Origin of the sequence: Xanthomonas sp. DAR 80977 (assembly GCF_041240605.1) — a bacterium.
Classification (GTDB): domain Bacteria; phylum Pseudomonadota; class Gammaproteobacteria; order Xanthomonadales; family Xanthomonadaceae; genus Xanthomonas_A; species Xanthomonas_A bundabergensis.
In genome coordinates this window covers 3,020,776-3,033,838 of sequence record NZ_CP162487.1, presented here as the reverse complement: position 1 = coordinate 3,033,838, position 13,063 = coordinate 3,020,776, and the positions used below count along the sequence as shown (strand labels likewise).

Sequence of the window (13,063 nt, the reverse complement as noted above, 5' to 3'; positions counted from 1 at the left end):
GCTGCAATCGGAGTGGAACGCACGATGCGGCAACAGCGTTTGCTGGGACCTGAGGCACTGCAACGCATGGTGCGGCGGCGGCTGGCCTGGCTGGCGCTGGCGCTGCTGTGGATCGCGGTGCCGGCGCTGGCCGCGCCGCCGGCGCCGTACCAGTTCCGCAGCGTCGCCATCGGCGGCGGCGGTTTCGTCAGCGGCCTGCTGTTCCATCCGGCGCAGCCGGGACTGCTGTATGCGCGGACCGATGTCGGCGGCGCCTACCGCTGGGACGCGGCGGCGTCGCGCTGGACCGCCTTGACCGACTGGCTCGGTGCGGACGACCAGAACCTGATGGGCATCGATGCGTTCGCGATCGATCCGCACGATCCGCAGGCGCTGTACCTGGCCGCTGGCACTTACCTGCATGAGCGCGCCGGCAACGCCGCGCTGCTGCGCTCGCACGACCAGGGGCGCAGCTTCGCGCGCACCGATCTGCCGTTCAAGCTGGGCGGCAACGAGCTGGGCCGCGGCAACGGCGAGCGGCTCGCGGTGGATCCCAACGACGGCCGCGTGCTGCTGCTCGGCTCGCGCGATGCCGGCCTGTGGCGCAGCGCCGACCGCGGTGCGCACTGGCAGCGGGTGGCGTCGTTTCCGGCGGTGGCCACGGGACCGTCGGCCAGCGCGGTGAACCACGCCGGACGCCGCCAGCAGGTGGGCATCGCCTTCGTGCTGTTCGACCCGGCCAGTGCCGCCGGCGGCGGCGCGTCGCAGCGCATCTACGTCGGCGTGTCCACCCGGGAGCAGAGCCTGTTCGTGTCCGTCGATGGCGGACGCAGCTGGCAGCCGGTGCCGGGACAGCCCACCGGGCTGCGTCCCAGCCACATGGTGCGCTCCAGTGCGGGCATCTACTACCTCAGCTACGGCGACGAACCGGGTCCGGACCTGATGGCCAATGGCGCGGTCTGGAAGTACGAACCGGCCGCGGCGCGCTGGACCGACATCACCCCGGTACCGCAGCCGCGCAGCGGGCCGGGCTTCGGCTGGGGCGCGGTGGCGGTGGACCCGCGGCAGCCGGACACGCTGATCGCCAGCACCTTCCGCCGCTACATGCCCGGCGACGACATCTACCGCAGCACCGATGGCGGGCGCAGCTGGGTGCCGCTGTTCCCGCGCTCGCGCTTCGCGCACGACGCCGCGCCGTGGACCGCGCAGGCCCGCCCGCACTGGATGGCGTCGCTGGCCATCGATCCGTTCGACAGCGATCGCGCGCTGTTCGTCACCGGCTACGGCATCTGGGCCTCGCGCAACCTGCGTGCGGTCGATGCGGGCCAGGGCGAGGTGCAGTGGTGGTTCGCCGACGCGGGGCTGGAGGAAACCGTGCCGCTGGACCTGCTCAGCCCGGCGCAGGGCGCGCCGTTGCTGAGTGCGCTCGGCGACATCGACGGCTTCCGCCACGACAGCCTGGAGCGCGCGCAATCGCAGTTCGCCGGGCCGCGGCTGACCAACGGCGAGAGCATCGATGCGGCCGGCCAGGCGCCGCAGCTGGTGGTGCGCAGCGGCACGCTGCGCGAGCGGCGCGACGGCGAGGTCCGGGCCGCCTGGTCGCGCGACGGCGGCGCCAGCTGGAGCGCCTTCGCCAGCGAGCCGCCGGTGGGCGAGGGCGCCGGGCATATCGCGATCAACGCCGACGGCAGCCGCGTGATCTGGTCGCCGCGCAACGGCGGCAGCGCCTGGGCCAGCGACGACTGGGGCCGGCACTGGCAACGCGTGGAAGGCGCCTCCGGCAGCCTGCTGATCGAGGCTGACCGGGTCGATGCGCAGCGTTGGTACGCCGTGGATGCATCCAGCGGCCGCTTCTATCTCAGCGAGGACGGCGGCCGCCGTTTCCGCGACGACGGCGTCGATGTCGGCGTGCCGGCAGGCGCCGAGCGCACCCGTCCGCAATTGCGCCCGGATCCGGCGCGCGCCGGCGTGGTCTACCTGGCCAGTCCCAGCCATGGGGTGATGCGCTGGCGCGACGGCAAGCTGCACGTGCTGTCGAAGGTGCAGGAAGCGCGCTCGCTTGGCCTGGGCCGCGCGCCGCGCGACGGTGTGCCACCGATGCTGTTCCTTGCCGGCACCGTGGACGGCGTCAGCGGGCTGTTCCGCTCCGAGGACGAAGGCCGCCGCTGGCAGCGCATCGACGACGACGCGCACCGCTTCGGCCGTCCCTACGCGGTCACCGGCGATCCGCGCGTGGTCGGCCGCGTCTATTTCGCCACCGGTGGCCGAGGCATCTTCTATGGCGATGCACCGTAGTCCGCGCGGCCAGCGCCGCGCACGTGTGGTTGCGCCCGTGTGTGCGGGCGCCGCGCGAGCGTCCCGGCCGCCGTGCGCGCTGGCGCCGGTGGCAACACCCAACGCAGGATCGATCCGATGAGCGCACGTCCTTCCCGTTGTCTGCACTGGCTGGCCGCATTGGCGCTGGCGGCGCTGCCTGCATCGGCCTGGGCGGAGTTGCAACTGCCGTTGCTGTTCGCCGACGGCGCGGTGCTGCAACGCGACGTGCCGATGCGGGTATGGGGCTGGGCCACGCCCGGCGCGCGCATCCAGGTGCGCCTGGACGGCGGCGCGGCGAGCGCGGTCGCCGCCGCCGACGGCCGCTGGCAGGCGCAGTTGCCGGCGCATGCGGCCGGCGGGCCGTACGTGCTGGAGGTGCAGGGCGACGGTGCGCGGCGCCGCATCGGCGATGTGCTGGTCGGCGACGTGTGGCTGGCCAGCGGCCAGTCCAACATGGAGTGGCCGCTGGCGCAGGCGCGCGACGGCGCGCGCGAAGTGGCCGCGGCGAACGATCCGCAGCTGCGCCATTTCAAGGTGCCCAAGTCGTGGTCTGTGCAACCCGAGGAACGCCTGGCCGGCGGCGCATGGACGCCGGCCACGCCGCAGGACGCCGGCGCCTTTTCCGCGGTCGGCTATTTCTTCGCGCGCGAGCTGCGCAAGAGTACCGGCGTGCCGATCGGCATCGTCGACAGCAGCTGGGGCGGCAGCGCGATCGAGGCGTGGATGGACGCCGATGCGCTGGGCATGGACGCGGCGCAGACCGGGCAACGCATCGCGGCGCTGCAGGCCAAGGATGCGCAGACCCTGGCCGCGGTGCGGCAGCGCATCGCGCGCTGGCCGGCGGTGCAGGACGGCGCCGCGCAATGGCGCGACGCCGACCTGGACGACGGCGACTGGGACCGCATCGCGGTCGACCGGAACTGGGAGGCGAGCGGCTACGACGGCATGGACGGCATCGCCTGGTACCGCAGCGCCTTCACCCTCAGCGCGCAGGAAGCGAAGGCCGGCATCACCCTGGGCGTCGGCCAGATCGACGACTCGGACGTCACCTACGTCAACGGCCAGGCGGTCGGGCAGACCGAAAATCGATGGAACCTGCCGCGCGTGTACCGCGTCCCCGCGACCGCATTGAAGGCCGGACGCAACAGCATCGCGGTGCAGGTGACCGATCTCAGCGGCGGTGGCGGCCTGCACGGCGAGGACAGCGAGCGCTTCGTGCAACTCGGCGACGGCACCAGGCGTCCGTTGCAGGACTGGAAATTCCGCCCGGCCAAGGTCAGCGTGTCGCTGGACGACGGCAGGAACCAGCAGCCGACCCTGCTGTACAACCGCATGATCCATCCCTTGCAGCCGTTCCCGGTCAAGGGCGTGATCTGGTACCAGGGCGAGAGCAATGCCTACGCCTACGGCGCGCTGCGCTACCGCGACCAGTTCGCGGCGCTGATCCGCAGCTGGCGCCAGGAGCGTGCGCAGCCGCAGCTGCCGTTCCTGTGGGTGCAACTGGCCAATTTCCAGGCCGGTTCCGACAAGGGCGAACTGAGCCCGTGGGCGCAGCTGCGCGAATCGCAGTCCAGGACCCTGGCGCTGCCGGCGACCGCGCAGGCGGTGACCATCGACATCGGCAATCCCGGCGACATCCACCCGACCAACAAGCAGGACGTCGGCCATCGCCTCGCGCTGGCCGCGCGGCACGTGGCCTATGGCGAACAGTTGGTCTACAGCGCGCCGGTGTTCGCGCAGGCCGAGTTCGGCCAGCATGCGGTGACGCTGCGCTTCGATCCGATGGGCAGCGCACTGGCGGTGCGCGGCGGCGCCGCGCAACTGCGCGGTTTCAGCGTGGCCGGCGCCGACCGGCGCTTCCATCCGGCACAGGCGCGCATCGACGGCGACCGGGTCGTGGTCGAGAGCGCGGAGGTGGCGCAGCCGCAGGCGGTGCGCTATGCCTGGAGCGAAAACCCGGCCGAGGCCAACTTGGTCAACCGCGAGCAGCTGCCCGTTTCCCCTTTCCGAACCGATACCTGGTGACACGGAGTCCTATCCGCATGCATTCCCGCGCTTTCCGCCCGTTTCCCGTCCGCCGCCACTGGCGCCCGCTGCTGGCCACGGCGCTCGCGCTCGGCCTGGCCGCGTGCGCGCAGGAGCCGGCGCCCACCGATGCCGGCACCGCCAAGCCTGCCGCCGCCACCCCCGCCGCGGGCCAGCCCGGCACTGCAACGGCTGCGGCGCCGATCCCGCAGCTGCTCAGCAAGGACGGCAAGCACACGTTGCTGGTCGATGGCGCGCCGTTCCTGATCCTCGGCGCGCAGGTCAACAATTCCAGCAACTACCCGGCGGCGCTGGACAAGGTGTGGCCGGCGATGCAGTTCCTCGGCCCCAATACCGTGCAGGTGCCGATCGCCTGGGAGCAGGTGGAGCCGGAGGAGGGCAAGTTCGATTTCTCCTTCGTCGACACGCTGCTGGCGCAGGCGCGCGAGCACAAGGTGCGGCTGGTGCTGCTGTGGTTCGGCACCTGGAAGAACAACGGCCCGGCCTATACGCCGCACTGGGTCAAGACCGACAACACGCGCTTCCCGCGGGTCATCACCCGCGACGGCAAGGCGCTCGGTTCGCTGTCGCCGCTGGCGCCGGCCACGCTGGACGCCGACCGCAAGGCCTTCGTCGCCTTCATGAAGCACCTCAAGCAGGCCGACCCGCAGCGCACCGTGCTGATGGTGCAGCCGGAGAACGAACCCGGCACCTACGGCAGCGTGCGCGATTTCTCGCCGCTGGCGCAGAAAGCTTTCGACGGACCGGTGCCCGAGGCGCTGCTGCAGAAACTGGGCAAGCCGCCGGGGACCTGGGCGCAGGTGTTCGGCGCCGACGCCGACGAGTTCTTCCATGCCTGGCACATCGGCCACTTCATCGACCAGGTGGCCGCGGCCGGCAAGGCCGAGTACCCGCTGCCGATGTACGTCAACGCGGCGCTGCGCGGCCCGTTCAATCCCGGCCAGCCCGGCCAGTACGCCAGCGGCGGCCCCACCGACAACGTGCTCGACGTATGGAAGGCGGCCGCGCCGCACATCGACCTGCTGGCGCCGGACATCTACCTGCCCGACTACACGCCGTACATCACCGTGCTCGATCGCTACGCGCGGCCGGACAACCCGCTGTTCGTCGCCGAGACCGGCAACCGCCCCGAATACGCGCGCTACCTGTACGCCGCGCTCGGCCACGACGGCATCGGCTGGTCGACCTTCGGCATCGACTACAGCGGCTATTCCAACTGGCCGCTGGGCGCCAAGAAAGTGGACGAGCCGACCATGGCCCCGTTCGCGCTCGGCTTCAAGTCGGTGAGCCTGGGCATGCGTGCGTTCGCCAAGGCCGCCGCGGAGGGCAAGCTGCACGGCACCGCCGAAGAACCGGGCCAGCCGGTGCAGGAGCTGCGCCTCAACGAACGCTGGAGCGCGACCATCACCTATGGCGTGCCGCAGTTCTGGTTCAAGGGCGAGCCGCCCGGCAACCCCGAGCCGAGCGGTGCGGCGCTGATCGCCGAACTGGGCCCGGACGAATTCCTGGTCACCGGCCACCACGTACGGGTGACCCTGCATCCGGCCAGCGAGGCGACCGCCAACATGGTCTACGACCGGGTCGAGGAAGGCTTCTACGATGGCGACCAATGGCGGTTCCAGCGCAACTGGAACGGCGATCAGACCGATTACGGGGTCAATTTCTCCGACATGCCGCAGTTGCTGAAGATCAAGCTGGCCACCTACTGACATCTCGGCGCCGCCGGCGTGCGGCGCCGTCATCCGTGACACAAGGGAGTGAACATGCACAACTCGAACCGTCCCGTCCGCCTGGCGCTGAAGCCGCTGCCGCGCCTGCTGGCCCTGTCGCTGGCGCTGCTCGCCGCCGGCGTCGATGCGCAGGAAGTGAAGAAGGACGCCGACGGCGTCACCGTGCACCCCAGCGCCAAGGGCGCCGCGGCGGTGCGGCTGCAGGTGGTGGACAGCGGCATCATCCGCGTCAGCGCCGATCCGGACGGCGATTTCAAGCGCACGCCGAGCCTGATGCGGGTGCCGGTGCAGGGCGACACCGCCTACCAGTTCGACGAGCAGGGCGACACGGTGCGGATCAAGACCGCCAAGGTCACCGCGCAGGTGTCCACGGTCGACGGCCATGTCAGTTTCGCCGATGCCGCCGGCAAGCCGCTGCTGGCGGAAGTGGCGGGCGGGCGCAGCTTCGCGCCGCTGAAGGTGGAAGGAAAATCCTACCTGAGCACGCGCCAGCGCTTCGCCTCGCCCGATGACGAGGCCTTCTACGGCTTCGGCCAGCACCAGCAGGGCTGGATGAACCAGAAGGGCCGCAACGTCGAGCTGCTGCAGAGCAATATCGACCTGGCGGTGCCGTACCTGGTGTCCAGCCGCAATTACGGCATCCTGTGGGACAACAACTCGATCACCCGCATGGGCGATCCTCGCGGCCTGCAGCCGCTGCCGGCGTCGCTGAAGCTGTACGACGCCAAGGGCAAGCCGGGCGCGCTGACCGCGCGCTATTCGGTCAACGGCAAGCAGGTGCTGGAGCGCCGCGAGAAGGAACTCAACTACCAGTACATCAAGGACCTGGCCAAGTACCCGGGCAAGGCCAAGCCCAGCGACAAGAGCCGCATGCAGGTCAGCTGGGAAGGCGAGATCGAGGCCAGGAGCGGCGGCGAGCACAGCTTCTCGCTGTACTCCAGCGAGTACGCCAAGCTGTGGGTCGACGGCAAGCTGGTGGTGGATCGCTGGCGCCAGAACTGGAATCCGTGGCACAACGAATTCGCGCTGCAGCTGCAGCCTGGCCAGCGCCACAAGATCAAGGTCGAGTGGGACCTGATCGACCCCAGCTACATCGCGCTGCTGCACCGCGACCCGCTGCCGGCGGCGGAGGCCAAGGACCTGTCGCTGTGGTCCGAGGCCGGGCAGATGATCGACTACTACTTCGTCGCCGGCGCCGACGCCGACCAGGTCATCGCCGGCTACCGCGAGCTGACCGGCAAGGCGGTGCTGCTGCCGAAGTGGGCCTACGGCTTCTGGCAGAGCCGCGAGCGCTACAAGAGCCAGGACGAACTGGTCGCCGCGCTGGCCGAGTACCGCAAGCGCAAGCTGCCGATCGACAACATCGTGCTCGACTGGTCGTACTGGCCGGAGAACGCGTGGGGTTCGCACGACTTCGACAAGACGCATTTCCCCGATCCGGACGGCATGGTCAAGTCGGTGCACGACATGCACGCGCAGATCATGATCTCGATCTGGCCCAAGTTCTATCCGACCACCGCCAACTACAAGGAACTCGACGCCGCCGGGCACATGTACAAGCGCAACGTCGAGGTCGGCGAGCTGGACTGGATCGGCAAGGGCTACACGAACTCGTTCTACGACCCGTACTCGGCCGACGCGCAGGCGATCTACTGGCGCCAGGTCAACGAGAAGCTCAACCGCAAGGGCTTCGATGCCTGGTGGATGGACGCCGACGAGCCGGACGTGCACTCCAACCTGGACATCGGCGAGCGCAAGGCGCGGACCACGCCGACCGCGCTGGGCCCGTCCACCGAGTTCTTCAATTCCTATCCGTTGCCGCACACCCATGGCGTCTACGCCGGCGACCGCGCCGCCGACGGCAAGCGCGTGTTCATCCTCTCGCGCAAGGGCTATGCCGGCACCCAGCGCAACGCGGTGGCGGTGTGGAGCGGCGACATCGTCTCGCGCTGGGACGACATGCGCGACCAGATCTCCGCCGGCGTCAACGTCTCCATGTCCGGCCTGCCGAACTGGACCTTCGACATCGGCGGTTTCGCGGTGGAGCAGCGCTACGAGAAGCAGGAGCCGGCGCACCAGCAGGAATGGCGCGAGCTCAACACGCGCTGGTTCCAGTTCGGCGCGTTCGTGCCGCTGTTCCGCTCGCACGGCCAGTTCCCGTTCCGCGAGATCTGGAACATCGCCCCGGAAGGCACGCCGTACTATTCGAGCATGGCGTACTACAGCCGCCTGCGCTATGCCCTGTTGCCGTACATCTACACGCTCGCCGGCGACACCTACCACCACGACGGGGTGATGATGCGCGGCCTGCCGATGGACTTCCCGCACGATCCCAAGGTCGCCGACATCAACGACGAGTATCTGTTCGGGCCGGCGTTCCTGGTCGCACCGGTGACCCGCTTCGGCGCCACCTCGCGCCAGGTCTACCTGCCGGCGGGAACCTCGTGGATCGACTTCAACAGCGGCAAGCGCTACGACGGCGGCCAGAGCATCGACGCCGCCGCGCCGCTGGAGCGCATGCCGCTGTTCGTGCGCGCCGGTGCCATCGTGCCGACCACCACCGTGCAGCAGTACGTGGACGAAGTGCCGAACGCGCCGCTGACCGTGGTCGTCTACACCGGCGCCGATGGCCAGTTCTCGCTGTACGAGGACGACGGCAAGGGCTATGGCTACGAGAAGGGCGAGTTCAGCCGCATTCCGCTGCGCTGGGACGAGGCCAAGGGCGTGCTGACCATCGGCGCGCGCGAAGGCGGCTGGCCGGGCATGCTGGCCAAGCGCACCATCAACGTGCGCTTCGTCGACGGACTGCGCGAGGAGACCGGCGCCCTGGAGCCCAAGGCCGACGCCAGCGTGCAGTACAGCGGCAAGAGCCTGAGCGTGGCGCGCAAGGCGGCCAAGGGCGCCAAGCGCAACAAGGCCAAGGCGAAGTAATGGCTGGGTTGCGCGGCTGTCCGGGCGGGGATCGTGGCGCAGCGCAGGCTGCGCCGCGGTGCGATCGCCGCACCAATGCCGTGTCCTCGTGCATCGCGTCGGTCGCGCAGCGGTCCGCGGCGGTGCCCGTCGCCTGTCGCGTGCAGTCGGCTGCGGGTGCGCTGCATCCGGGCGGATGCGCCGGATGAGCATCGCGCTGACCCGCCGCGAACTGTGCAAGGCGATCGGCGCCGGCCTGGTGGCCGGTCTGGCCGTGCCGGCCGCGGCCCGCGCCGCGTCCGCGCGTGCGCCGGTGGCGGCGCCGGCCGCCGATTCCGCCGCGCTGGTGCTGTGGTACCGGCGCCCGGCCACGCAATGGGTGGAGGCGCTGCCGGTCGGCAATGGCCGGCTCGGTGCGATGGTGTGGGGCGGCATCGCCCACGAACGCCTGCAGTTGAACGAAGACACGCTGTACGCCGGCCAGCCCTACGATGCGACCTCGCCGGAGGCGCTGGCGGCGCTGCCGCAGGTACGCGAACTGATCTTCGCCGGCCGCTACGCCGACGCCGAAGCGCTGGCCGACGCCAAGCTGCTGTCGCGCCCGCTCAAGCAGATGCCGTACCAGCCGCTGGCCGATCTGCTGCTCGACTACGACCGCGCCGACGGCATCGACGGCTATCGGCGCGAGCTGGACCTGGACACGGCAGTGGCCAGCACCCGCTTCGCTTCAGGCGGCGCCACCCATCTGCGCGAGGTATTCGTCTCGCCGACCGAGCAGTGCATCGTGGTGCGGCTGTCATGCGATAAGCCCGGCCGCATCTCGCTGCGCGTCGGCATCGACAGCCCGCAGGCGGGCGAGGTGACCGAGGAGCAGGGCGCGCTGCTGTTCGCCGGCCGCAATGCCGGTTTCGCCGGCATCGAGGGCGGGCTGCGCTTCGCCCTGCGCGTGCTGCCGCGGGCCACCGGCGGCAGCACCCGCGTCGAACGCGGGCGCATCCGCATCGACGGCGCCGACGAAGTCGTGTTGCTGCTGACCGCGGCCACCAGCTACCGGCGCTACGACGACGTCGGCGGCGATCCGCTCGCGCTCAGCGCCGCGCAGCTGCGCACCGCGGCGGCGCTGTCCTACGCGCAATTGCGCGAGCGGCACCTGGCCGAGCACCGGCGCCTGTTCCGCCGGGTCGCGATCGACCTGGGCGGCAGCGACGCCGCACAGCTGCCCACCGACGAACGCGTGCACCGCTACGCCGACGGCCACGATCCGGCGCTGGCCGCGCTCTACCACCAGTACGGCCGCTACCTGCTGATCAGCAGCTCGCGCCCGGGCAGCCAGCCGGCCAACCTGCAGGGCATCTGGAACGACCTGATGCAGCCGCCGTGGGAGAGCAAGTACACGGTCAACATCAACACCGAGATGAACTACTGGCCCAGCGAGGCCAACGCGCTGCACGAATGCGTGGAGCCGCTGGAGGCGATGCTGTTCGATCTCGCCCAGACCGGCGCGCGCACCGCACGGGCGATGTACGCCGCGCCGGGCTGGGTGGTGCACAACAACACCGACCTGTGGCGCCAGGCCGGGCCGATCGACGGCGCGCAGTGGAGCCTGTGGCCGCTGGGCGGGGTGTGGCTGCTGCAACAGCTGTGGGACCGCTGGGACTACGGCCGCGACCGCGCCTACCTGCAGCGCGTCTATCCGCTGTTCAAGGGCGCGGCCGAGTTCTTCGTCGCCACCCTGGTGCGCGATCCGCAGACCGGGGCGATGGTGACCAACCCGTCGCTGTCGCCGGAGAACCGGCATCCGTTCGGCGCCGCGCTGTGCGCCGGCCCGGCGATGGACGCGCAATTGTTGCGCGATCTTTTTGCGCAGTGCATCAAAATGGGCCGGTTGCTGGACGTGGATGCGGCCTTCGGCGCGCGCCTGGCCGAGCTGCGCGCGCAGCTGCCGCCGGACCGCATCGGCGGCGCCGGACAGCTGCAGGAGTGGCAGCAGGACTGGGACATGCAGGCGCCGGAAATCCACCATCGCCACGTCTCGCACCTGTACGCGCTGCATCCGTCCAGCCAGATCAACCTGCGCGACACCCCGGCGTTGGCCGCCGCGGCGCGGCGCTCGCTGCAGATCCGCGGTGATAGCGCTACCGGCTGGGGCATCGGCTGGCGCCTGAACCTGTGGGCGCGGCTGCACGACGGCGAGCACGCGCACCGTATCCTGGCGATGCTGCTGTCGCCCGAGCGCACCTACCCGAATCTGTTCGACGCGCATCCGCCGTTCCAGATCGATGGCAACTTCGGCGGCACCGCCGGCATCACCGAAATGCTGCTGCAGAGCTGGGGCGACAGCATCTGGCTGTTGCCGGCGCTGCCGCAGGCCTGGCCGCAGGGACAGGTGCGCGGTTTGCGCGTGCGCGGCGCGGCCGGCGTCGACCTGGCCTGGCGCGACGGTCGCCTGCAGCATGCGCGACTGAGCAGCGACCGCGGCGGGCACTACACTCTGGTCTATGGCGGGCAGACCCTGACCGCCGACCTTTCCCCTGGAGCGACGATGGAACTGGGTTTGCACAACGATCGGCTGGTGCGGCAATGAGTCTGTATATCGGCCTGGACGTCGGCACGCAGAGCGTCAAGCTGCTGGCCTACGATGCGCACAGCCGCCGCGTGGTCGCCACGCACGGCCATGCGCTGGAACTGATCAGCCGCGACGACGGCACCCGCGAGCAGCAGGCGCAGTGGTGGATCGACGGCATCGTCGCCTGCTTCGCCGCGCTGACCGCGGAGCAGCGCGCGCAGGTGCGCGCGATTTCGGTCTCCGGCCAGCAGCACGGCTTCGTGCCGGTGGATGCGCAGGGGCAGGTGACCGCGCCGGTCAAGCTGTGGTGCGACACCAGCACCCAGCGCGAGTGCGAGGAGATCATGCAGGCCGCCGGCGGCGAACAGCGTTGCGTGGAACTGGCCGGCAACCCGATCCTGGCCGGCTACACCGCCTCCAAGCTGCCGTGGACGCGCAAGCACCGCAGCGACGCCTACGCGGCGATGACCTCGGTGCTGCTGCCGCACGACTACGTCAACTTCTGGCTGACCGGCGAGCGCTACACCGAATTCGGCGACGCCTCCGGCAGCGGCTGGCTGGACGTGCGCACCCGGCAGTGGTCGGCACCGCTGCTGCAGGCGATCGACCCGCAGCGCGACCTGGCCGCGGCGCTGCCGCCGCTGGTGCCGACCGAGACCACCTTCGCCCTGTCCGCGGCCGCGGCGCAGACCTTGGGGCTGCCGCGCGAGGTGCGCGTGGCCACCGGCGGCGGCGACAACATGATGGCCGCGATCGGCACCGGCAACGTGGTGCCGGGGCGGCTGACGATGAGCCTGGGCACTTCCGGCACGCTGTTCGCGTATGCCGATCGGCCCGTGGTCGACGACGCCGCGCGCTGGGCCGCGTTCTGTTCGTCCAGCGGCGGCTGGCTGCCGCTGATCTGCACGATGAACTGCACCGTCGCCACCGAGACCATCTCGCGCCTGTTCGGGATCAAGACTGGGCAGGGCGAGGCCTTGCTCGAGGCCACCGCGCCGGGTGCCGGCGGCCTGGTGTTGCTGCCGTTCTTCAACGGCGAGCGCACCCCGAACCTGCCGGCCGCGCGCGGCTGCATGACCGGCATGGACCTGCACAACACCACCCCGGCGCATTTCTACCGCGCGGCGATGGAAGGCGCGACCTACAGCCTGCGCAACGGCTTCGACGCCTTCGTCGATGCCGGGCTGGCGTTCGACTCGATCTACGTCACCGGCGGCGGCAGCAAGAGCGCCGGCTGGCGGCAGCTGATCGCCGACCTGTTCGGGTTGCCGGTGCACGTGCCGGCGCAGGCCGAGGGCGCGGCCTTCGGCGCCGCGCTGCAGGCGCTGTGGGCCGACGGCCACGCGCAGGGCGACCGCGCCAGCCTGGCCGAGGTGGTGCTGCAGCACCAGCAGGACGACGCCGCGCTGTCGGCGCAGCCCGATCCGCAGCGCGGCGCGCAGTACCAGGCGCACTACCAGACCTTCCTCAAGCACCTGCACGCCATCGGCCCGCTCTACGCCGGCTGAACCGACCC

General features: G+C 70.6%; 6 protein-coding genes. All 6 read left to right on the top strand.

The window, feature by feature from the left end; translation table 11 throughout:
• The first annotated feature begins 66 nt into the window (after positions 1 to 66).
• The gene (locus AB3X10_RS12760) at positions 67 to 2,274 is read left to right on the top strand and encodes a WD40/YVTN/BNR-like repeat-containing protein (protein WP_369981810.1); all 2,208 of its coding nucleotides are present in this window, start codon (positions 67 to 69) and stop codon (positions 2,272 to 2,274) included.
• A 117-nt stretch (positions 2,275 to 2,391) separates the two neighbouring features.
• Positions 2,392 to 4,320 carry a sialate O-acetylesterase gene (locus AB3X10_RS12755; protein WP_369975414.1) on the top strand — a complete coding sequence of 643 codons (1,929 nt, stop codon included), beginning with the start codon at positions 2,392 to 2,394 and terminating at the stop codon, positions 4,318 to 4,320.
• Between the two features lie 11 nt (positions 4,321 to 4,331).
• The gene (locus tag AB3X10_RS12750) at positions 4,332 to 6,050 is read left to right on the top strand and encodes a DUF5597 domain-containing protein (RefSeq protein WP_369981808.1); all 1,719 of its coding nucleotides are present in this window, start codon (positions 4,332 to 4,334) and stop codon (positions 6,048 to 6,050) included.
• 54 nt (positions 6,051 to 6,104) lie between these two features.
• Positions 6,105 to 9,002 (top strand): TIM-barrel domain-containing protein, encoded by a 2,898-nt coding sequence (locus AB3X10_RS12745; protein ID WP_369975412.1) that lies wholly within the window; start codon positions 6,105 to 6,107, stop codon positions 9,000 to 9,002.
• A gap of 184 nt (positions 9,003 to 9,186) precedes the next feature.
• Positions 9,187 to 11,565, top strand: a complete 2,379-nt coding sequence (locus tag AB3X10_RS12740) for a glycosyl hydrolase family 95 catalytic domain-containing protein (protein ID WP_369975411.1) — start codon at positions 9,187 to 9,189, stop codon at positions 11,563 to 11,565.
• Complete coding sequence (gene xylB / locus AB3X10_RS12735) at positions 11,562 to 13,055, top strand: xylulokinase (protein WP_369975409.1); 1,494 nt, start codon at positions 11,562 to 11,564, stop codon at positions 13,053 to 13,055. Before AB3X10_RS12740 ends, xylB begins: the two co-directional genes overlap by 4 nt.
• Positions 13,056 to 13,063 lie beyond the last annotated feature (8 nt).

Bases quoted from the DNA above. Each gene is read 5' to 3' on its own strand.
- AB3X10_RS12755 (WP_369975414.1), top strand. From the start codon at position 2,392: ATGAGCGCACGTCCTTCCCGTTGTCTGCACTGGCTGGCCGCATTGGCG.
- AB3X10_RS12760 (WP_369981810.1), top strand. From the start codon at position 67: ATGGTGCGGCGGCGGCTGGCCTGGCTGGCGCTGGCGCTGCTGTGGATC.
- AB3X10_RS12740 (WP_369975411.1), top strand. From the start codon at position 9,187: ATGAGCATCGCGCTGACCCGCCGCGAACTGTGCAAGGCGATCGGCGCC.
- AB3X10_RS12745 (WP_369975412.1), top strand. From the start codon at position 6,105: ATGCACAACTCGAACCGTCCCGTCCGCCTGGCGCTGAAGCCGCTGCCG.
- xylB (WP_369975409.1), top strand. From the start codon at position 11,562: ATGAGTCTGTATATCGGCCTGGACGTCGGCACGCAGAGCGTCAAGCTG.